This window comes from Bradyrhizobium sp. Kon10, from assembly GCF_055807395.1.
On record NZ_JBVVOZ010000008.1, the window covers coordinates 52818 to 73764 of the forward strand.

Annotated in this window: 21 protein-coding genes; 16 read left to right on the forward strand and 5 right to left on the reverse strand. The window is 64.7% G+C overall.

Annotation, left to right across the window (positions count from 1 at the left end; all coding sequences use genetic code 11):
- Positions 1-160 precede the first annotated feature (160 nt).
- The 10 genes from AC0L2O_RS13825 to AC0L2O_RS13870 all read left to right on the forward strand — a co-directional run bounded on the left by AC0L2O_RS13825 (position 161) and on the right by AC0L2O_RS13870 (position 10731).
- A complete protein-coding gene (locus AC0L2O_RS13825) occupies positions 161-1063 on the forward strand; it encodes an ABC transporter permease (protein WP_369720666.1) in 903 nt (300 codons plus the stop codon).
- Positions 1064-1247: 184 nt separating this feature from the next.
- Positions 1248-2309: an ABC transporter ATP-binding protein gene (locus AC0L2O_RS13830; protein WP_473370101.1), complete on the forward strand. Its 1062-nt coding sequence runs from the start codon at positions 1248-1250 to the stop codon at positions 2307-2309.
- Complete coding sequence (locus tag AC0L2O_RS13835) at positions 2306-2503, forward strand: hypothetical protein (RefSeq protein ID WP_369720667.1); 198 nt, start codon at positions 2306-2308, stop codon at positions 2501-2503. The genes AC0L2O_RS13830 and AC0L2O_RS13835 overlap by 4 nt, the downstream gene beginning before the upstream one ends.
- Positions 2500-3915, forward strand: coding sequence for an amidase (locus tag AC0L2O_RS13840; RefSeq protein WP_473370102.1), 1416 nt, complete (start codon positions 2500-2502; stop codon positions 3913-3915). Before AC0L2O_RS13835 ends, AC0L2O_RS13840 begins: the two co-directional genes overlap by 4 nt.
- Positions 3912-4901, forward strand: a complete 990-nt coding sequence (locus tag AC0L2O_RS13845) for an ABC transporter ATP-binding protein (protein ID WP_473370103.1) — start codon at positions 3912-3914, stop codon at positions 4899-4901. Before AC0L2O_RS13840 ends, AC0L2O_RS13845 begins: the two co-directional genes overlap by 4 nt.
- Before the next feature lie 201 nt (positions 4902-5102).
- Positions 5103-5372 (forward strand): GlsB/YeaQ/YmgE family stress response membrane protein, encoded by a 270-nt coding sequence (locus tag AC0L2O_RS13850; protein ID WP_409191617.1) that lies wholly within the window; start codon positions 5103-5105, stop codon positions 5370-5372.
- A gap of 263 nt (positions 5373-5635) precedes the next feature.
- Positions 5636-7384, forward strand: a complete 1749-nt coding sequence (locus tag AC0L2O_RS13855) for a type I secretion system permease/ATPase (protein WP_473370104.1) — start codon at positions 5636-5638, stop codon at positions 7382-7384.
- Positions 7381-8715 (forward strand): HlyD family type I secretion periplasmic adaptor subunit, encoded by a 1335-nt coding sequence (locus AC0L2O_RS13860; protein WP_369720672.1) that lies wholly within the window; start codon positions 7381-7383, stop codon positions 8713-8715. Before AC0L2O_RS13855 ends, AC0L2O_RS13860 begins: the two co-directional genes overlap by 4 nt.
- A 184-nt stretch (positions 8716-8899) precedes the next feature.
- A complete protein-coding gene (locus AC0L2O_RS13865; protein ID WP_473370105.1) occupies positions 8900-10369 on the forward strand; it encodes an AMP nucleosidase in 1470 nt (489 codons plus the stop codon).
- Between the two features lie 80 nt (positions 10370-10449).
- On the forward strand, positions 10450-10731 hold the full coding sequence (locus AC0L2O_RS13870) for a DUF1488 family protein (protein WP_369720674.1): 282 nt from the start codon (positions 10450-10452) through the stop codon (positions 10729-10731).
- A 167-nt stretch (positions 10732-10898) separates the two neighbouring features.
- Here the strand turns inward: AC0L2O_RS13870 and AC0L2O_RS13875 are convergent, their stop codons facing one another.
- Entirely contained in the window at positions 10899-11381 is a 483-nt protein-coding gene (locus AC0L2O_RS13875) for a CinA family protein (RefSeq protein WP_409191621.1), read from the reverse strand.
- 166 nt (positions 11382-11547) lie between these two features.
- On the opposite strand from AC0L2O_RS13875, the gene AC0L2O_RS13880 reads away from it, so the two are divergent.
- The 3 genes from AC0L2O_RS13880 to AC0L2O_RS13890 are packed head-to-tail and all read left to right on the forward strand — an operon-like array spanning position 11548 to position 14152.
- Positions 11548-12606, forward strand: a complete 1059-nt coding sequence (locus AC0L2O_RS13880; RefSeq protein ID WP_473370106.1) for an amidohydrolase family protein — start codon at positions 11548-11550, stop codon at positions 12604-12606.
- A 23-nt stretch (positions 12607-12629) separates the two neighbouring features.
- Entirely contained in the window at positions 12630-13739 is a 1110-nt protein-coding gene (locus AC0L2O_RS13885) for an amidohydrolase family protein (protein WP_473370107.1), read from the forward strand.
- Positions 13739-14152 (forward strand): Rieske (2Fe-2S) protein, encoded by a 414-nt coding sequence (locus AC0L2O_RS13890; RefSeq protein WP_473370108.1) that lies wholly within the window; start codon positions 13739-13741, stop codon positions 14150-14152. The genes AC0L2O_RS13885 and AC0L2O_RS13890 overlap by 1 nt, the downstream gene beginning before the upstream one ends.
- Before the next feature lie 117 nt (positions 14153-14269).
- Here the strand turns inward: AC0L2O_RS13890 and tcuC are convergent, their stop codons facing one another.
- Together tcuC and AC0L2O_RS13900 are read right to left on the reverse strand one after the other, a co-directional pair.
- Entirely contained in the window at positions 14270-15616 is a 1347-nt protein-coding gene (tcuC, locus tag AC0L2O_RS13895; RefSeq protein ID WP_473370109.1) for a tricarballylate/proton symporter TcuC, read from the reverse strand.
- A 142-nt stretch (positions 15617-15758) separates the two neighbouring features.
- Positions 15759-16658 carry a transcriptional regulator GcvA gene (locus AC0L2O_RS13900; protein ID WP_473370110.1) on the reverse strand — a complete coding sequence of 300 codons (900 nt, stop codon included), beginning with the start codon at positions 16656-16658 and terminating at the stop codon, positions 15759-15761.
- A 110-nt stretch (positions 16659-16768) separates the two neighbouring features.
- Here AC0L2O_RS13900 and AC0L2O_RS13905 point away from each other — a divergent pair, with 110 nt between their 5' ends.
- The 3 genes from AC0L2O_RS13905 to AC0L2O_RS13915 all read left to right on the forward strand — a co-directional run bounded on the left by AC0L2O_RS13905 (position 16769) and on the right by AC0L2O_RS13915 (position 18820).
- On the forward strand, positions 16769-16972 hold the full coding sequence (locus tag AC0L2O_RS13905; RefSeq protein WP_473370111.1) for a DUF1127 domain-containing protein: 204 nt from the start codon (positions 16769-16771) through the stop codon (positions 16970-16972).
- 70 nt (positions 16973-17042) lie between these two features.
- Positions 17043-17663, forward strand: a complete 621-nt coding sequence (locus AC0L2O_RS13910) for a GNAT family N-acetyltransferase (RefSeq protein WP_473370112.1) — start codon at positions 17043-17045, stop codon at positions 17661-17663.
- Between the two features lie 44 nt (positions 17664-17707).
- Positions 17708-18820, forward strand: coding sequence for a transposase (locus tag AC0L2O_RS13915; RefSeq protein ID WP_473370113.1), 1113 nt, complete (start codon positions 17708-17710; stop codon positions 18818-18820).
- Positions 18821-19178: 358 nt separating this feature from the next.
- Here AC0L2O_RS13915 and AC0L2O_RS13920 read toward each other — a convergent pair whose 3' ends face one another.
- Positions 19179-20009 (reverse strand): enoyl-CoA hydratase, encoded by an 831-nt coding sequence (locus AC0L2O_RS13920; RefSeq protein ID WP_369720683.1) that lies wholly within the window; start codon positions 20007-20009, stop codon positions 19179-19181.
- Between the two features lie 217 nt (positions 20010-20226).
- Positions 20227-20928 carry an SDR family NAD(P)-dependent oxidoreductase gene (locus AC0L2O_RS13925; protein ID WP_473370114.1) on the reverse strand — a complete coding sequence of 234 codons (702 nt, stop codon included), beginning with the start codon at positions 20926-20928 and terminating at the stop codon, positions 20227-20229.
- Between the last annotated feature and the right edge of the window lie 19 nt (positions 20929-20947).

A 20947-nucleotide genomic window follows, 5' to 3' on the forward strand; every position in this document is an offset into this window, starting at 1 on the left:
GGATGAGGTGGCACACATTCAGGGTCGTCCCGGCGAAGGCCGGGACCCATAACCCCAGTAAGCGGCTGTGGGACGAGACGGCAACCACGAGTCTTCGCCAAACTACCTTTCGTGGTTATGGGTCCCGGCCTTCGCCGGGACGACGTTGGAAGTTGCGGTGATGAGCGAGCTCCCACTTCAAGTGACCGCCGACGCCGCGCTGCAGGCAGCGCCTGCGACCAGGGCGCGCGGCTATTGGGCGACTGTCGGCCGCCGTATCGCCCGCGACAAGGTCAGCATGGCTTGCGCGCTTGTGCTGCTGTTGATCTTTCTGTCCGCGATCCTCGCGCCGTGGCTAGGACTGGAGGATCCCTACAAGGGCTCGATGATCCGCCGCCTCCGCCACATCGGCACATCAGGCTATCCGCTCGGCACCGACGAACTCGGCCGCGACATGCTGGCCCGGCTGATCTATGGCGGGCGGCTGTCGCTGGTCATCGGCATCCTGCCCGTGATCCTCGCCTTCGGCATCGGCACCTCGCTCGGCCTCGTCGCCGGCTATGTCGGCGGCAAGCTCAACACCGCGATCATGCGCACGATCGACGTGTTCTACGCTTTTCCATCCGTGCTGCTGGCGATCGCGATCTCCGGCGCGCTCGGCGCCGGCATCCTCAATTCCATCGTATCGCTGACCGTCGTGTTCGTGCCGCAGATCACCCGCGTCGCCGAAAGCGTCACCACCGGCGTGCGCAACATGGATTTCGTCGAGGCCGCGCGCGCCTCCGGCGCCGGCCCCTTCACCATCATGCGCGTGCATATCCTCGGCAACGTGCTGGGCTCGATCTTCGTCTATGCCACCAGTCTCATTTCGGTCTCGATGATTCTGGCGGCCGGTCTCTCCTTCCTCGGCCTCGGCACCAAGCCGCCGGAGCCGGAATGGGGCTTGATGCTCAACACGCTGCGGACCGCCATCTACGTCAATCCCTGGGTCGCAGCGCTCCCCGGCGCGATGATTTTCGCAGTCTCGATCTGCTTCAATCTGCTCTCGGACGGTCTGCGCAGCGCCATGGACATCAGGAATTAGAGAATGATGAGAGCGATGCAGACAGCCAGGGCCTCGGTGCCACACCTCTCCCGAAGGGAGAGGTCGGATTGCATCGCCAGATGCAATCCGGGTGAGGGGTTAGGCTGCATCGAGTTTGCCGCGCCCCCTCACCCGGCGCTTCGCGCCGACCTCTCCCCGATGGTGAGAGGTGAAGGGGGCCGCCATGTCTGATGTAACTCAGTCGGTCAGCATGTTGGAGCCCGTCGAGGATCGCGGCGGTCTCGCGCAGCCGCTGCTCAAGGTCAATGGCCTGACCAAGCATTTTCCGGTGCGCGGGGGGCTGTTCGCCGCCAAGCGCACCGTGCGCGCGGTGGACAATGTCTCCTTCTCGGTCGCCAAGGGCGAGACCGTAGGCATCGTCGGCGAGTCCGGCTGCGGCAAGTCGACCACCGCGCGGCTGCTCATGCACCTGATGCCGCGCGATACCGGCGACATCATCTATGACGGCATGGCCGTCGGCCCGTCGCTGAGCTTGCGCGAACTTCGCCGCGGCATGCAGATGGTGTTCCAGGACTCCTACGCCTCGCTCAATCCGCGCCTCACCATCGAGGAATCCATCGCGTTCGGCCCCAAGGTCCACGGCATGGCCGATGGCGCGGCGCGTGCGCTTGCGCGCGAGCTGCTCGGCAAGGTCGGCCTGGTCCCGGCGAATTTCGCCAACCGCTATCCGCACGAGATTTCCGGCGGCCAGCGCCAGCGCGTCAACATCGCGCGGGCGCTGGCGCTGTCGCCGCGGCTGGTGATCCTCGACGAAGCGGTGTCCGCGCTCGACAAATCCGTCGAGGCGCAGGTGCTCAATCTGCTGGCCGATCTCAAGCGCGAGTTCGGCCTGACCTATCTCTTCATCAGCCATGACCTCAACGTGGTCCGCTACATCAGCGATCGCGTGCTGGTGATGTATCTCGGCGAGGTCGTCGAGCTCGGCCCGGTCGATCAGGTCTGGGACAGGCCTGCGCATCCCTACACGCGCGCACTCCTGGCCGCGATGCCGTCCTCCGATCCGGACCGTCGTACCGAGACGCCGCCGATCACGGGCGATCCGCCCAATCCGATTGACCCGCCGCCGGGCTGCCGCTTTCACACCCGTTGCCCGTTTGCGGAGCCGCTCTGCGCAAATGCGACACCAAAACTCACCGCGCTCGATACAATGGGCCACGAGGCCGCCTGCCACACGGCGATTCCGGGTTCAGGCCATAGCCGCGCGCCCAGGGAGAAGACCGCATGACGAGACCGACACCCAAAGAGATCAAGCCGATCGCACAGCTCGCCGGCATTCCCGTGGACGACGAGATCGCGACACGCATCTCCAATTCCATTGGACCCGCATTCGAAGGCTTCGCGGCCATCGCCGGAACGCTGCCGTTCGATCTCGAACCGGCTTCTTACGTGCTCGCGCAGACCGCGAAGGTGTCAAAATGAGCACCGAGCCCGCCTTAATGACGCTCACCGAGGTCGCGCGTGCGATCGCGATGAAGCAGGTCTCCTCGCAGGAGGTGACGCGCGCGCTGCTGCATCGCATCGCGCAGTGGCAGCCGCATCTCAACGCCTTCATGTCGATCGAATCGGAAGCCGCGCTGAAGGCGGCCGTGGCCGCCGACGCCCGGCTTACCAAGGGAATCGTCCGCGGTCCGCTGCACGGCGTGCCGCTCGCGCACAAGGACATGTATTACGATGCGGGGCATGTCGCGACCTGCGGCTCGCTGATCCGCCGCGATTTCGTGCCGACCACGACCTCGACCGCCTTGCAGCGGCTGAAGGATGCCGGCCAGGTCCGGCTCGGCACGCTGCATCTGGCTGAATTCGCCTACGGCCCGACCGGGCACAACCATCACTATGGTCCGGTACGCAATCCCTGGAATGTCGCGCATATCACCGGCGGCTCGTCGTCCGGCTCCGGCTCGGCGGTCGCGGCGCGCTTGACCTATGCAGCGCTGGGCTCTGATACCGGCGGCTCGATCCGCATGCCCGCGCATTTCTGCGGCGTCACCGGGCTGAAGACCACCTGGAGCCGCGTCAGCCGCGCCGGTGCGATGCCGTTGTCGCAATCGCTCGACACTGTCGGCCCGCTCGCCCGCACGGCCGAGGATTGCGCGCTACTGTTGGCGGTGATGGCCGGCCCCGATCCCGAGGACTCGACCGCGAGCCACGAGCCGCTGTCGGATTATGTCGCCGCGACCAGGGGCTCGCTGAAAGGCCTGAAGATCGGCGTGCCCGCCTCCTTCTATGTCGATGATCTCGACGGCGAGGTCGCGCGCGTGCTGGACGAGACCATCGCGGTGCTCAAGCGCGAGGGCGCCGACATCGTCACCGTCGAGCTGCCTGACCAGCGGCAATTGTCCGCGGCAAGCCAGCTCGTGCTCGCGGCCGAAGCCGCCGCCTTCCACAAGCGTTGGATGATCGAGCGGCCGCAGGATTACGGCCCGCAGGTCCTGATGCGGCTTCAGAACGGCCTTGCCGTTCCCGCCATCACCTATCTCGAGGCGATGCGCTGGCGCGGGCCGGCGCTTGCCGCGCACAATGCGGCTACAGTCGGCGTCGATGCGGTGATCGCGCCGGCATCGCCCGTGCCGGCGCCGACGATCGCGGAAAGCGACGTCGGTGGCGGACCGAATGCGCCGGCGCTGTTGCAGCGGCTGACGCTGTTCACCCGTCCGGTCAACTATCTCGGCCTGCCGTCGCTCACCGTTCCCTCCGGCTTCACCAAAAGCGGCCTGCCGATCGGCATGCAGCTGATCGGCCGCTCCTTCGACGAAGCGACCCTGCTCACCATCGGCGCCGCGTTCCAGCGCGCGACCGATTATCACGACCGGATCCCCAAATTGCCGTCATGACAAAGCTGGTCGAGATCTCAGGCCTCAACATCCGCTTCACCGGCGAGCGCGCGGTCTATGCCGTGAACGATCTCAGCCTCTCGCTCGGCGACGGCGAAGTGCTGGGGCTGCTCGGCGAGTCCGGTTCGGGCAAGAGCGTGACTCTGCGGGCGCTGATGCGGCTATTGCCGAAGAAGCGCACGCAGATTTCGGGCGCAGTCAATGTCATGGGACGTGACGTGCTCGCCATGAACGACGAGGAGCTGTCGTCGTTCCGCGGGCAGACTGTGTCGCTGATCTTCCAGGAGCCGGCGCTGGCGCTCGATCCGGTCTACACCATCGGCGCACAGATCGCCGAGAGCGTGGTGCGCCACGAGGGCAAGTCGCACGCGGAGGGCCGCGCGCGGGCGCTCGATATGCTCGAGGTCGTGCGCATTCCCTCGGCCAAGCGAAGGCTCGACGCCTATCCGCACGAAATGAGTGGCGGCATGCGCCAACGCGCCATGATCGCGCTGGCGCTGGCCTGCCGGCCGAAGATCCTGCTCGCGGACGAGCCGACCACGGCGCTCGACGCCACCGTGCAGATCCAGATCCTGCTGCTCCTGCGCGAGCTTCAGCGCGAGTTCGGCATGTCCGTCATCTTCGTCACCCACGACATTGGTGTTGCGATCGAGATCTGCGACCGCGTCGCGGTGATGTATGCCGGCCAGATCGTGGAGCAGGGGACCCTTCGCGACATCGTCCGCTCCCCGGTGCATCCCTATGCCAAGGGCCTGCTCGCCTCCACCATCCATGGCGCCAAGCGGGGGCAACGGCTCGAGACCATCCCCGGCACCCCACCCTCGCTGGCCGAGAGGCCGCACAATTGCTCCTTCGCCCCGCGCTGCACCGTGGCGCAGCCGCGCTGCCTGGAGCAGTTGCCTGCGACTGTCGAGGTGGGACCGGGCAGGGCGGCCCGGTGCGTGCTGGCAGCCTCGGTGGCCGCGCCCTCGCCGGAGCGCGCCTGATCCCGGGAATTCCCCGCACCAGCAGCGGGTTGTCACACTCCACCGGGCGCGGTCGGCGAAGACCCGTTCTACTGTGCATGGGGTTGTTTTCGACATTTTTGCCTGCGCGGGGGCCTCCGAAAGCGCCGGAACCTGTATTCACACCCCATTCATCCCGATTGCGGTTCCATGCTCCTCGTTCACGGAGAGGGACTTCAACTTATGTATATTTCTGGCCAAAGCCTCATCATCATCCTGTTCGTCGGCCTGGTTGCCGGCTGGCTCGCCGGCAAGGTCGTGCGCGGAACGGGGTTCGGCATCATCGGCGACATCGTGATCGGCATCGCCGGCGCGTTTATCGCCAGCTTCCTGTTCCCGCGGCTCGGCATCCACTTGGGCCTCGGGCTGGTCTCGGAGATCATCTACTCGGCCATCGGCGCGATCATCCTGCTGCTGGTGGTGCGGCTGGTGCGCGGCGGCGGCCGGTTCTAGCGCTCGCACGTCCAGTCGATCGGAACTTTGCGCCTCTCCCCGAGCCGGGGGGAGGCGTCGTTTTTTTGCTATGAAAAGCCACAAAGACTGTGGAATACCGGACTTGCGCATCAGACCATCCGGGGTAGACGTGGCCGACCAAGGTCCCGGATTCAGCCGACTGCGTTGCACGCGGAGAACGCGATATTAATCCGCGGCGAGTAGCCCTCGACGTGCCGTTGAAATCAGGGGGTTTTGCCCCTCATCCGAAAGAGATCAGACTGATGGCAGCCGTTCCCGGCCTCCGCCGTTCAGAGCTCGGTGATGCGCTGCGTGCCTGCCGCACGGCGCTGATCGGGCTCGGCTTCATGAGCTGCATGATCAACCTGCTCTATCTGACCGGGTCGATCTTCATGCTCGAAGTCTACGACCGGGTGCTACCGAGCCGCAGCATCCCGACGCTGGTCGGCCTCATCGTCCTCGCCGGCGGCCTCTATATGGCGCAGGGCGTGCTCGACATGATCCGCAACCGCATCCTGGGACGGATCGGTACGGCGCTCGACGAAGCCCTGAACAAGCGCGTGTTCGACACCATCGTGCGCCTGCCGCTGCTCGTCGGCAGCCGCAACGAGGGACTTCAGCCGCTGCGCGACCTCGACAATGTCCGCTCCTTCCTCGGCGGCATGGGACCGAGCGCGTTCTTCGATCTGCCCTGGCTGCCGCTGTATCTCGCCATCTGCTTCGCCTTCCACGTCATGATCGGCCTCACCGCGCTGATCGGCGCGGTCATCCTGGTGGCGCTGACGGTGGTCACCGAGTTTCTGTCGCGCCAGCCGGCGAAAGAGGCGATGGGCCTTGCCGCCCAGCGAAACGATCTCGCCCAGTCCAGCCGCCGCAATGCCGAAGTGCTGGTGTCGATGGGCATGGCCGGCCGGCTGAATCAGCGCTGGAGCGAGGCCAACGAAAAATATCTCGCCGGCAACCAGCGTGCGAGCGACGTCGCCGGCGGTCTCGGCGCGGTGGCAAAAGTGCTGCGCATGATGCTGCAATCGGCCGTGCTCGCGGTCGGCGCCTATCTCGTCATCCACCAGGAAGCGACTGCCGGCATCATCATCGCGGGGTCGATCCTGTCCGCCCGCGCGCTGGCGCCGGTCGATCTCGCGATCGCGCACTGGAAGTCCTTTGTCGCGGCACGCCAGAGCTGGCATCGCCTCAGCCGCCTCCTGGAGCAGATGCCGGCGCAGGCGCTGCCGACCCAGTTGCAGGCACCCACCAGCCGGCTCTCGGTCGAAGCCGTCGCGATGGTGCCGCCTGGCGACCAGCGTCTCATCGTGCAGGACGTCACGTTTGCCCTCGAAGCCGGCAACGGCCTCGGCGTGATCGGGCCGAGCGGTTCCGGCAAATCGTCGCTGATCCGCGCGCTGGTCGGCGTCTGGCATCCGGTGCGTGGCAAGGTGCGGCTCGACGGCGCGGCGCTCGACCAATGGTCATCCGACGCGCTCGGCCGCCACATCGGATATCTACCGCAGGACGTCGAGTTGTTCGGCGGCACCATCGCGCAGAACATCAGCCGCTTCGATCCGGAGGCGACGTCTGACGGCATCATTGCCGCGGCCAAACAGGCCGGCGTGCACGAGATGATCATCAAGATGCGCGAGGGTTACAACACCCAGGTCGGCGAGCAGGGCACCTCGCTCTCGGCGGGCCAGGCGCAGCGCGTGGCGCTGGCGCGCGCGCTTTACGGCAATCCGTTCCTGATCGTGCTGGACGAGCCCAATTCCAATCTCGACACCGAAGGTGACGAGGCGCTCACGCGCGCCATCCGTGCCTCGCGCGAGCGCGGCGCCATCGTGGTCGTGGTGGCGCACCGGCCGGTCGGCGTCGAGGCGGTCGACCAGATCCTGGTGCTGCGCGACGGCCGCATGCAGGCCTTCGGCCCGAAGGAGCAGGTGCTCGCCCAGGTGCTCCAGCCCCGCGTCGCGCCGCCGGCGCCGATCAAGATCGTCAGCGAAGGCGGAGTGGCCAAATCATGAGCACGATGACGATTGCCGGCACAAAGCCGGGCGCGAAGCGGACCGTGCGGGACTCGATCCGGTTTCACTTGATGCTCGGCCTCGGGATCGTGCTGGTTCTGGCCGTCGGCCTCGGCGGCTGGGCGTCAACGGTGCAGATTTCCGGCGCACTGATCGCGCCCGGCCAGATCGTGGTCGAATCCAATGTCAAGAAGGTGCAGCACCCGACCGGCGGTGTGGTCGGCGAAGTGCGCGCGCACGATGGCGACGTGGTCAAGGCGGGCGACATCGTCGTGCGGCTCGACGACACCGTCACCAAGGCCAACCTCGCCATCGTCACCAAGAATCTCGATGCATCGCAGGCGCGTGCGGCGCGGCTTCAGGCCGAGCAGCGCGGGCTGGACAAGATCGAGTTTCCGCAATCGCTGCTCGATCGTGCCGACGATCCCGACGTCAAGGTGCTGCTCTCCGCCGAAACCAAGCTGTTCGACGTCCGAGTCAACGGCCGCGCGGGCCAGAAGGCGCAGCTGCGCGAGCGCATCCAGCAGCTCAACGAGGAGATCGATGGCCTCGCGGCGCAAGAGAAGGCCAAGGACAAGGAGATCGCGCTGGTGCAGCAAGAACTGGTCGGTGTGCGCGATCTCTATGACAAGCATCTGGTGCAGATCTCGCGCCTGACCACGCTCGAGCGCGACAGCGCCCGCCTCAACGGCGAGCGTGCGCAGTACATCGCGTCGCGGGCCCAGGCCAAGGGCAAGATCACCGAGACCGAGCTCCAGATCATCCAGGTCGACAAGGACATGGTGAGCGAGGTCTCGAAAGATTTGCGCGAGACCAATGACAAGATCGGCGAGTTGATCGAGCGCAAGGTCGCGGCCGAGGATCAGCTCCGCCGCGTCGACATCCGCGCGCCGCAGGACGGCATGGTGCTGCAATCGACCGTTCACACGGTCGGTGGCGTCGTGACTGCCGGCGATGCCCTGATGCTGATCGTGCCGCAGGCTGACGATCTCCAGGTCGAGGCCAAGGTCAATCCGGTCGATATCGACAAGCTCCAGATCGGCCAAAAGACGCTGCTGCGTCTTTCCGCCTTCAACCAGCGGACCACGCCCGAACTCAACGGCGTCGTCACCCGCGTCTCGCCCGACGTCACCACCGACCAGCGCACCGGCCAGAGCTACTACACCATCCGCGTGTCGATGTCCGCGGAAGAGGTCGCCAAACTCGGCGACTCCAAGCTGATCCCCGGCATGCCGGCGGAAGCCTTCGTCCAGACCGGCGACCGCACCATGCTGTCCTATTTGATGAAACCGTTGCACGATCAGTTCATGCGGGCGTTCCGGGAGAAGTGACGCGCGACGGCGCGGCGATCAAGCCGCGGCGTGACGGTCCCGTAGGGTGGGCAAAGGCGCAAAGCGCCGTGCCCACCATTTTCGTTCCCCAAGGTTGATGGTGGGCACGCTTCGCTTTGCCCACCCTACGGCACCTTGTTTCTTGCTATAGTTCGACTCACGCTCAACCATCCGCGGTCGAACCATGCAATCTCCTCCCTCCATCGCCACCGAAGCCTTTTCCGACGCGACTGCGGCCGTCGCCCGTCTCGAAGAGATCTACGAGCGCAACACTAAATTCCTGCGCGACCGGTTCGAAGCCTATGTCGGCGGCGAGGCGATCACGACGCGGGCGCGGGCTTACTATCCGTTTGTCCGCGTCACGACCGCGACGCATGCGCGGCTCGACTCGCGTCTGGCCTATGGTTTCGTCGCCCGGCCCGGCGTGCACGAAACCAGCGTGACCCGGCCGGATTTGTTCCGGACCTATCTCACCGAGCAGATCGGTTTGCTGATCCAGAACCACGGCGTGCCAGTCGAAATCGGCGAGTCCAGCGAGCCGATCCCCGTCCACTTCGCCTATCGCCGCGACATCAACATCGAAGCTGCCATTAGCACCAGCGAGAACTCGGCCGTGACGCGATCGCTGCGCGATGCGTTCGACGTGCCTGATCTGGCCACCATGGACGATGCCATCGCCGACGGCACGTTCGAGCTTCAGCCCGGCGCGCCCGAGCCGCTGTCGCTGTTTCGCGCCGCCCGCGTCGATTACTCGCTGCGCCGGCTCTACCACTACACCGGCACCGACCCCGAGCATTTCCAGAACTTCGTGATCTTCACCAATTACCAGTTCTATGTCGACGCCTTCGCGCAGCTGTGCCAGCAGCGCCTCCAGTCCGGCGAGGCCGGCTTTGATGCCTTTGTTGCGCCGGGCAATGTGATCACGCGCAGCGGCGGCGCGACGACAGGCGTTGCCCCGGCGCGTGCGCCGCAGATGCCGGCCTTCCACCTGGTCGAGCCCGGCTATCGCGGCATCACTCTGATCAACATCGGCACCGGACCGTCCAACGCGCGTAACGTCACCGACCATGTCGCGGTGCTGCGGCCGCATGCCTGGCTCATGCTCGGGCATTGTGCGGGATTGCGGAACACGCAGCGGCTCGGCGACTACGTGCTCGCGCACGGCTATGTGCGCGAGGATCACGTGCTCGATCGCGAGTTGCCGCTTTGGGTGCCGATCCCGGCACTCGCCGAGATGCAGGTGGCCCTCGAGGAGGCGGTCGAGGATGTCACGGGGCTCGAAGGCTTCGAACTCAAGCGGCTGATGCGCACGGGAACCGTCGCGAGCGTCGACAACCGCAATTGGGAGATCAGCGGGCCGGAGGTCATTCGCCGCCTGTCGCAATCGCGCGCGGTCGCGCTCGACATGGAATCGGCGGCGATCGTGGCAAACGGCTACCGCTTTCGCGTTCCCTACGGCACGCTGCTCTGCGTTTCCGACAAGCCTCTGCACGGCGAGATCAAGCTTGCCGGCATGGCCAGCGAGTTCTACCGCCGCCGCGTCGGCCAGCATCTCGAAATCGGCCTGAAGGCGCTGGAACGGCTCAAGCAGCAGGAATCGGAGCGGCTGCATTCACGCAAGCTGCGCAGTTTCGCCGAGGTTGCGTTTCAGTAGGACGAAGGCCCGTTTGCTGCTGACAAGCGGAGAGATTTTCAGCATTGTCCCGCGCGGGGGCGCTCGACCGGGACGATTAGATGCCGCTGACGCGCGACAGGATCATTGGCCATGACCTCGAACGGCTGGCCTTCCGCTTCACCATGCTGAGCGACGGCGATGGTGACATCGTGCAATGCCAGATCAGCGATGCCGCGATGGATGAGCTTGCGGGCATGCAGGGTACCGAGAGCAGCGCACGGCAGGCGCAGTTCGTGTCGCTGCGCGAGACCATCGAGCGGATCGCGTCGGACCTCTACGACGAGGCGCCGCGCTTCAAGGGTTACATCGTGCGGATTTTCATGCGGCATTTGGGAAGGTAACGTCGACCCGACCTCCGCTGTCATCGCCCGGCTTGACCGGGCGATCCAGTACTCCGAGACGGTTGTGATTCAATCGACAGGCCGCGGCGTACTGGATGCCCGCCTTCGCGGGCATGACAGCGAGCTTTTGGGGAGGCTTTCCCGACTCACTTGGGTTGACGATGCAGTTACTCCGACAAATTCCGCAGCAGCAGCTTCAGCGCCGTCGCCGCGAACGCCTGCATGTTCGCAAGCCGGTCGTTGCTGCTGGTCTCCAGCGTCATCACCTCGGCCGCAGGCCCCGCGACGGCCATGCAGCTATGGCCGGCGGCATCGCCGTAACGGTTGCCGGTGGGGCCGGTGGCGCCGGTCTCGGACAGGGCCCAGTCGCAGCCGAATTGGCCGCGCATCTGCTCCGCCAGAAGTTTCGCATAAGGCTCCGAGGACGAACGGAAGCCTTTCATTCCTTCGTCCGAAATATCCATCAGCACGCGGCGCGCGTCGCGGGTGTAGACCACGGCGCCGCCAAGGAAATAAGCCGACGCGCCGGGCACCGCGAGCAGGCTCGCCGAGATCAGGCCGCCGGTCGAGGATTCCGCGACCGCGATGGTCTGCTTGCGCGCAATCAGTCTGCCTGCGATTTGTTCCGCAATGCCAACCAGCTCTTTCATTCCTGCACCTCTGATCTTCGCAACCGAGCCGTGCCTTCCTAGCATATGACAGCGCCATTGGCCGAGTTGCGGATGACGGGCAGGCCTGCTTGAATGGTGGGACGCAAGACGGCGCGAGGAAGCGCTGCGCAAGGGAAACGCGACGAGGACACGTAAGGGAGACGTCATGGCGTCCCTGATCGCCGGCGGGGTGGATTGCGATGTGCATCCGGCCGTGCCGCATCTGACCAGCCTGCTGCCGTACCTGAACGACTATTGGCGTGATCAGGTGACGACGCGCGGCATGGTCGATCTGATCTCGCAATCCTATCCGCAAAACTCGCCGATCACGGCGCGGCCGGACTGGCGGCCCGAATCCGGCAAGCCCGGCTCCGCCATCGCCGACATGCAGCGCCATGTGCTCGATGCCTTCCGGGTCAACCATGCCATCTGCAATCCGCTCTACGGCGTGCAGATGGTGTTTTCCGAGGATTTGCAAGCCGCCTTCTGCCGCGCGCTGAACGATTGGCTCGCCAAGGAATGGCTCGATCGCGATCCGCGGCTGCGCGGCTCCATCGTGATCCCGACGCAAAGCGTCGAGAAGGCCGTCGCCGAGATCGAGCGTTGCGCGCCCGACAAGCGTTTCGTGCAGGTGCTGATGCTGGTGATGGGCGACACGCCGCTCGGCAAGCGCGCGCTGTGGCCGATCTACGAGGTGGCGGAACGCCTCGACCTGCCGGTCGGCATCCATGCCGGTTCCGCCTATCACAATCCGCCGACCGCGGTGGGCTGGGGTTCCTACCACATCGAGGACTATGTCGGTGAGGCGCAGGCGTTCCAGACCCAGCTCACCAGTTTGATCGTCGAGGGCGTGTTTGTCCGGCACCCGCGGCTTAAGATGGTGATGCTGGAATCCGGAATCTCCTGGATTTCCCCCTATCTCTGGCGCCTGCACAAGTTCTGGCGAGGGGTGCGGATGGAAACGCCCTGGGTCGATCGCGCGCCGCTGGAGATTGTGCGTAGCAACATCCGCTTCTCGTTACAGCCATTTGATGCGCCGCCAGATGAAGCGACATTAATTCGCCTGTTTGATCATATGCAGTCGGACGAATTGGTCCTATTCTCCACGGACTATCCGCACTGGCAGTTCGACGGCCAGGATGCGCTGCCCAAAGGGCTCACTCCCGATCTCGTGCGCAAGATCATGATCGATAATCCACACGCCACCTATCCCCGCCTGACTTAGCCGCTGCCAAAGGAGGCAAGGCGATGAATATCCAGTTCCGCGAGAGCACCGAAGCCGCTTCCCCCGTCACCGCCAAGACCGCGATCGCGGACTGCGACATCCATCCGGCGCGCGCCACCCGAACCGAACTTTATCCCTATCTCGCCAAACGCTGGCAGCATCATCTCGAGATCTACGGCGTCCATGCCTATCAGGGGATGATGGAAGGCCCGCCCTATCCCAAGGCGCAGCCCAACGCCTCGCGCCGCGATGCCTATCCACCCGAAGGCGGCCCGCAGGGCTCCTCGCTGTCTTTCATGCAGAAGCAGTTGCTCGATCCCAATAACGTGCAGTTGGGCGTGCTCAACCCGCTCAACACCGGGCAGGGCATCCGCAACCACGAGCTCTCGGCCGCCCTGTGCTCGGCGATCAACGATTGGCAGATCGACAAATGGACCTCCAAGGACAAGCGCCTGAAGGCGTCCATTGTCGTCGGCAATGAGGACGGGATGGCGGCGGCCGCCGAGATCCGCGAGCGCGCCGGTGACAAGAACTTCGTGCAGGTGCTGTTGCTCAGCCGCAATGTCGAGCCGCTCGGGCAGCGCCGCTACTGGCCGATCTATCAGGCTGCGGAGGAAGCGGGGCTGCCGGTCGGCGTCCACGCCTTCGGCTTCGGCGGCAACCCGATCACGCCGTCGGGCTGGCCGAGCTATTACATCGAGGAGATGGTTGGCCACTCGCAGTGCCAGCAATCCGCGTTGGCGAGTCTCGTGCTCGAAGGCGTGTTCGAGCGCTTCCCGAAACTGAAGATGGTGATGATCGAGGCAGGCTTCGGCTGGGCGCCCTCACTGGGATGGCGGCTGGACAAGGTTTGGCAGCGCCTGCGCAGCGAGGTGCCGCATGTGAAGCGGCCGCCGTCGGAATATATCCGCGAGCAGGTGTGGTGGACGACGCAGCCGATGGAAGATCCGGAGCGGCGCGAGGATCTGTTCGACGTCATCAAATGGATCGGCTGGGACCGGCTGCTGTTCGCGACCGACTATCCGCATTGGGACTATGACGAGCCCTCGCGCGTGCTGCCGGCCGGCGTCAGCGAGGCCAATCGCGAGGCGTTCTACCTCGGCAATGCCAAGAAGCTCTACGGCATTTGCTGATGGCGAGACACGTTATTGGTCAGGTCGACGAGCTGCCGCCGGGCACGCGAAAATTTCTGGAGATCGACGGACGGCCGATCGCGGTCTTCAACATCAAGGGCGAATATTTCGGCCTGATGAACCGCTGCCCGCATCAGGGCGCAGCGCTATGCGAGGGCCCGCTGATCGGCCTTGCGCAATCGAGCGACCCCGGCGAGATCGAATACACCAAACTCGGGGAGATCATCCGCTGCCCCTGGCATGGCTGGGAGTTCGACGTCCGCACCGGCCAATCCTACTGCGACCCCCGCCGCTTTCGGGTCAAGGCCTACCCGGCACATGTCGAGCCGGGCGCGAGTGTGGTGAAGGGGCCGTATGTCGCCGAGACCATTCCGGTGAAGGTCGAGAGCGACTACGTGGTGGTGGAGCTGTAGGGCGGCCGCTGTCATTCCGGGGCGCGCCTCTTGGCGCGGGCCCGGAATCCATCGTGCCGCAGGAATGCTCTGAGAAATGGATTCCGGGCTCGCCCTTCGGGTGCCCCGGAATGACGATCAGTGTCCCGCCACCGGCTCGACCACCGCGTCATACGTTCTCACCGCCTTGCCGCCGCCGCGATAGACGACGAGCGCGCCGATGATGCCGAGCGCCGCGCCGAACATCAGCCAGTACGCCGGCGAGGCCTTGTCCCCGTTGGTCATGCCGATGAGCTTGGTTGCCACGGCCGGGGTGGACGTGCCGAAGATACCTGCAGCCAATGCGAAAGCGATGGAGAAACAGGTGGTACGGACATGTGCCGGCACGATCTCGACCAGACATCCCAGCATCGTGCCGCTGTAAACGCCAAAGTAGAACGAGAACATCATCTGGACTGCCAGCAGTTTCCCGAGAGTGGGCGCTGCCGCGAGCCAGGACAGCGCCGGGTATGCAGTCAAGAATGCCAGGATCGCGATGGTCACCAGCACCGGCTTGCGGCCGATCCGGTCAGAGACTGCGCCGCCAACCGGATTCCAGATGAAGTTGGTGACCGCGACGAGAAGGGTCACGAGCAGGGTCCCCTGCGGCGAAAGGTTGAGCTGCTTGCCGAAACCGGGAGCATACACCGTAATGAAGTAGAAGGTCGTCGTGGTCAGTACCGCGATCATCATCCCGAGAATGACGATGCGCCAGTTCGCGATCGCCGACGCGAACACCTCGCGCGCGGTCGGATGCTTTTTCATGGCCAGGAACGCCGGGGTTTCCTCGAGCGAACGCCGCAACATGAAAATGACGGGGATGATGATGCAGCCGACAAAGAACGGGATGCGCCATTTCGCGATCCCTCCGATCGCATCCAGGAACGTGTCGGCTGGCATGGCTTCTCTCAAGATGAAGCCGATGATCGCTGCGACAAAGATCGCGACCTGCTGACTGGAAGATTGGAACGAGGTGTAAAAGCCGCGGTTACCTGGGGTCGCGATCTCGGACAGATAAACAGAGACACCGCCGAGTTCTACGCCGGCGGAGAAGCCCTGAATCAATCGGCCGATCAGCACAATCGCGGGGGCAGCGACACCTATCGCTGCGTAAGACGGGCAGAAGGCGATCACTACGGTGCCGAGCGCCATGAGCGCGAGCGTGACGATCAGGCCCTGGCGACGGCCAATGCGATCGATATAGGAGCCGAGGACGATCGCGCCGACGGGACGCATCAGCGCACCGAGCCAAAACACGCCATAAGCATTGAGCAGAGCTGCGGTCTCGTCTGCGGCGGGGAAGAACGCCTTTGCGATATCCTGCGCATAAAATCCAAACAGGAAGAAGTCGAACTGCTCGAGGAAATTGCCGCTGGTGGCGCGCAGGATCGCGCCGATGCGCGACTTGATCCTGGGCGGATTGGTTGATGCTGCTGGTCCAGCCATGGCGTTTCTCCCCTTCGGACGTGGCCGGACCGGAATCCATTTTCACGGCAAGGCGACAGATTGTTGCTGTGACAATCCGGCTTACCCCTCCCGCGCGAGGCACCGCGAGTCAACTTGTTTTGCTGCGGAAGCTGATGATTTTTCAGGCTTTATTCTGCGTCGCCACGATTATCCATTGGCGGAAGGCGGCGAGCTTTGGGGCTTCGCGGCGGCCCTCCGGCGAGACCAGGTAGAAGCCCGCATCGGCCGGCAACGCGATCTTGAAGGGGACCACGAGCCGGCCCTTGGTGATGTCGTCCTGCACGTAGGAGGTTCGTCCCATCGCCACGCCGATGCCGTCGATCGCGGCCTGGATGGTCATGAAGATCATGTCGAAGGTGATGCCGGGCTGTTTGGAGATGTCGACGGGCAGGCCCGCCGCCGTGAGCCACAGCCGCCAGTCGTCGCTGTTGGCGTTGGATGTGTGCAGCAGCGGATAGCCCGTCAGGTCCTCGGGGCGTTGCAACGGCTTGTCGCCGCGCAGCAGCGACGGACTGCAGACCGGAAACAACTCATCGGCCATCAGCCAGTCGGCGCGCAGGCCCGGCCATTGGCCCCGGCCGTAGCGGATCGCGGCGTCGACGTCGTCGCGCTGGAAGTCGACGAGGCTCGTCGATGTCGTGATGCGGACGTCGATGCCGGGATGGGCCTCCTGGAAATCGGTCAGCCGCGGCAGCAGCCATTTCGCGGCGAGCGATGCCAGCGTCGAGATCGTCAGAACCTTGTCGTCGTCCTTGCGCAGCAGGCGGTCGGTCGCGAGCCGGAGGTCGTTGAAGGCGGCGCGAATGCCCGGCAGGTACTCGCGCGCCTCCGGCGTCAGCGCCAGCGCGCGGTTCTGCCGGATGAACAGGCGAATGCCGAGCTCCTCCTCGAGCCTGCGGATCTGGTGGCTGATCGCGGTCTGCGTCACGTTCAGTTCGACCGCTGCCAGCGTGAAGCTGAGATGGCGCGCGGCAGCCTCGAACGCCCGCAATCCGTTCAGGGACGGCAATCTGGCAGTCATTTGGCAGCAGGATGCATGAGCTTATTTCATGCGAAGGAGTACAAATTGTCGTTTGTCGAAGGCCGCGTACAGGCGGATACTCCGTTGAAATTTAGCTCAAGGAGCTGAAAATGTCCACTTGCACCGACAATTTGATGACAAATCATCATGCACCGGGCCTGCTCTCCCAGATCGGGGAGACGCTGTATGTCTGGCATGAGCGCTACCGCACCCGCCGCGAGCTGACCAATTGGACCGCCCGCGATCTCCACGACGTCGGCCTGTCCTGGAGCGATATCGCCGATGAAGCCGACAAACCCTTCTGGCGGGCCTGATTGGCCGCCAGGCCGGCGCCGCCTGATCACAGGGGCGCCGGCGGTCCTTTTTTCTCCTAAGGCCGATGTCATGAGCATTCTTCGCCTTGAAGACCTGAAGCAATATTCGGACACGTTGCGAACCCGGCAGGGTGACGCGCTCAAGGTCCGCTTCGTCGAGCCGCGCGACACCGACGAGCTTCAGCACTATTTCCGTTCGCTCACGACCCGCTCCCGCTACAACCGCTTCTTCGGCGCGATCAGCGAATTGCCCATGGGCCTGCTGCACGACTTCTTCCAGGTCGGCGAGCGCGAACGTTTCACTGTGGTCGCGACCAGAATGGTCGACGGCTTCGAGACCATCGTCGCCGAAGCCCGCTACGCTCTCCACGCGGAATCCGCGACGGTCGAATTCGGCCTGTCGGTCGCCGATCGCTGGCAGGGCCACGGCATCGCCACCGCGTTGCTCAAGAACCTGGAATGCCGCGCGGCTGCGCTGGGCGCTACACACATCTTCGGTGATACGCTGCGCTCCAACCAGGCGATGATCTCGCTTGCGCGCAAATCCGGCTTCGCCTTCGTCAACCATCCGGACGATTGGAAACTGGTGCGCTTCGACAAGGAGATCAATGTCGCGCCAAAGGACATTCCCTGCGCCAGCTGGCGTCTCGCCGCGCTTTCCCGTCAGACCGTAAGCCCCCATTGGCGCTAACTTACCATCTTGCGTGCGAGAATCGATTGTGATTCCTGCGTCGAATGACGGATGAATCACTTTCGAACGCCGAATGGCTGCGCACTGTCGATCGGCTGGGCGGCGCTGACCTGCTTGAGCGGGAGGCGCGAGAATCCGGTGCGTTCAAGCGAGCGCGCAAGATCGAATGCGCTGTGGACCAGTTGCGGCTGGTGCTGTCGTATTGTTGGGGCACACGCGGGCTGCGATTGACGGCCGCATGGGCGGAGGCGATGGGGCTTGCCTCGTTATCGAACGTCGCGCTTCTCAAGCGGCTGCGCAACTCGGCGGATTGGCTCGAACGACTGGTTGGTCGGTTGCTCGTTGCGGACGTGGGCGGGACGTGCCCAGCCGTAGCGAAGGGGCGACCGGTCCGCCTTGTCGATGCCACTGCGGTGGCAAAGGCCGGCCGGAACGATCGCGAAGCTGGCGGCGTATGGCGGGTGCATTCGGTCTTCGACTTGGCGAGCGAGCACTTTACCGCCTTCGATCTGACCGACGAGAGCGAGGGCGAGGTCATCGATCGCGCCGATGTCGTAGCGGGGGAAATTCGGGTCGGCGATCGCGCCTATCTGCAGCCCGATCGGATCGCGAAGGTGCTTGCCGGAGGCGCCGACATCGTGGTGCGAGCCAAATGGAACGGAGCGCGCTGGCTCGATGCGGATGCAAACTGCCTCGATCTCATTGCGCTTCTTAAAACCGCACGCGGCAAAGGACTGATCGATCAGCCCATTTGGATCAAGGGGTCGGCGAAAGAGCCCATCGCATTGCGTCTGGTGGCAATCCGCAAGCCCAAGCAGGCGCGCGATGTCACGATAGCCAAGATCACGCGCCGGGCACGCGACATGGGCCGTAAGCTGATGCCCGAGACGCTGGTCGCGGCCGAATGGATGATCATCATCACCTCGCTCGATCGCGATGAATTTCCACTTTCAGCAATCAGCAGTCTCTATCGATTGCGATGGCGTATTGAGATCGCCTTCAAGCATCTCAAGAGCGGCATCGGCCTCGCGCGACCACCGAGCGAGGATCCCAGGAGTGCGAGGGCGCACATCCTCTGTCACCTTCTGTTGGCACTGCTGACCGAGCCGCTCATCGCGGAACATCTCGGTGACTCTCCCCGCCGGGAGGCCGCGTAAAGAATGGCGCTTGGCGCCTGCTACGCATGATCGTCGAGGCCCTCATCGACGCCGTCGCCCCTAAGCCGGATGTGCAGACCTTGCGAGCCGCTGCACGAAAGCTTCAACGCCATCTCCGCGAGCCGCCTAGAAAACGCGCATATCAAACGCCAATCTGGTAGGTTAGCGCCAATGCCGTAAGCCCCTCAGCCTCGGTCTGACATCACTGCAAGCCCGGCTCTGTTGATTCAGCGCCGGACGCTTTTTTGCTTTCACGCTTGCTGCGTAGCCCGGATGGAGCGCAGCGCAATCCGGGATTCGTGCCACATTCGCAAGCGCCCGGATTACGCTGCGCTCCATCCGGGCTACGAACGGCCAGCTACTTCCCCGTGAACACCGCCTTGCGCTTCTCGATGAAGGCCTGCACGGCCTCCTTGTGATCGGCGGTCGTGGTCAGGCGGACCAGCCGCTCGGCCTCGTGGTCGCGCGCGGTTTCGAAGTCGAACTGGAGGGCTTCGTCGAGATTGTCCTTCATGTAACGCAGCGCGAGGCGCGGGCCTTCGGCGAGCGACTTTGCAAGCCCAAAAGCCTCTTCCTGCAATTTGTCGTCAGGCACCACGCGGTTGACGAGACCGATCGCCTCGCAGCGCGCGGCGTCGACCTTGTCGCCGGTGAACATCAATTCGCGCGCCCGCGCGGTCCCGACCAGCCGGGTCAGCAGCCAGGCCATGCCGTAATCGCCGCTGAGCGCGATGCGGGCGTAGCCGGTGGCGACGAAGGCCGATTGTGCGGCGATGCGGATGTCGCAGGCCATGGCAATGGCAAGTCCCGCGCCCGCCGCCGGTCCCGGCAGCGCGGCGATGGTCGGCTTGCGGACCGAGACCAGCGCGCCGGTGAGCAGCCGCTGCCGCTCCTGGAGATCGGCGACCTTGTCGTCAAAGGACATCTCGAGCTTCTTCGGGTCGCGATGCGCGCCCATGCCCTTGACGTTGCCGCCGGCGCAGAACGCTTCGCCGGCACCGGTGATCAGCAACGCGCCGATATCGGGATTCTCGCCGCAGGTGCGGATCATGGTGCGCAGCGCCGGTGTCAGCGCGTCCGACAGCGAGTTGCGCGCCTCCGGCCGGTTCAACGTGATCACCGCGACGCGGTCGCGGACGACGCAAAGCAATTCATTAGTGCCGGTGTCGATGCTGGTTTCCGTGGTCATCGTTCCTCCCTAGCCTTGTAGGGTGGGCAAAGCGAAGCGTGCCCACCATTTGTTTCTCGCCATCGATGGTGGGCACGGCGCTGTGGCCTGCCCACCCTACGGCAGCTCTTTCGTCATTACGAGCGAAGCGAAGCAATCCAGACTGTCTCCGCGGATGAAGTCTGGATTGCTTCGTCGCTTCGCGCCTCGCAATGACGGCTGTTCTTGAATTGCCGCCTCAGAACTTCTCCACCCACGGCCGCAGCTCCAGCTCCCAGCTCCAGGCGCTGCGCGGCTGCTGCAACACGTTCCAATAGCTCTCGGCGATGGCGTCGGGATCGAGCATCGAATCCGGCCTGTCCGCCGCTTCGGTCCGCGCGGCGCCACGGATGCCGCCGTCGATCACGAAATGCGCGACATGAATGCCCTGCGGAGACAGCTCGCGCGCCATGCTCTGTGCAAGGCCGCGCAGCGCGAACTTGCCCATCGCGAACGGCGCCGACTGGGCATAGCCCTTGACGCTTGCCGAGGCGCCGGTGAACAGGATCGCGCCGTGCTTGTTCGGCAGCATGCGGCGGGCCGCCTGCTGCGCCACCAGGAAACCGCCATAGCCGCTGACCGCGATCGCCTGCGCGACCTCGGCCGGGACCAGATCGACAAACGGCCCGCGCGCGCGGCCGCTGGCATTGTAGACGACGAGATCGGGCGTGCCGATCTCGCGCTCGACCAGGCCGAACAGGCGCTCGACGTCATCAGGCTCGGTGGCGTTGCAGGCATAGGCCTTCGCGCCGGTCTCGGTGCAGAGCGCGCCCAGCTTCTCGATCTTGCGCGCGGCGAGCGCGACGCGAATGCCTTGGGTGGACAGCAGCCGCGCCAGCGAGGCGCTCAAGCCCTCGCCGGCGCCGACGATGAGGGCGATCTTGTATTTCGGATGTTCCATGGCGTGATCTCTCGGAGAC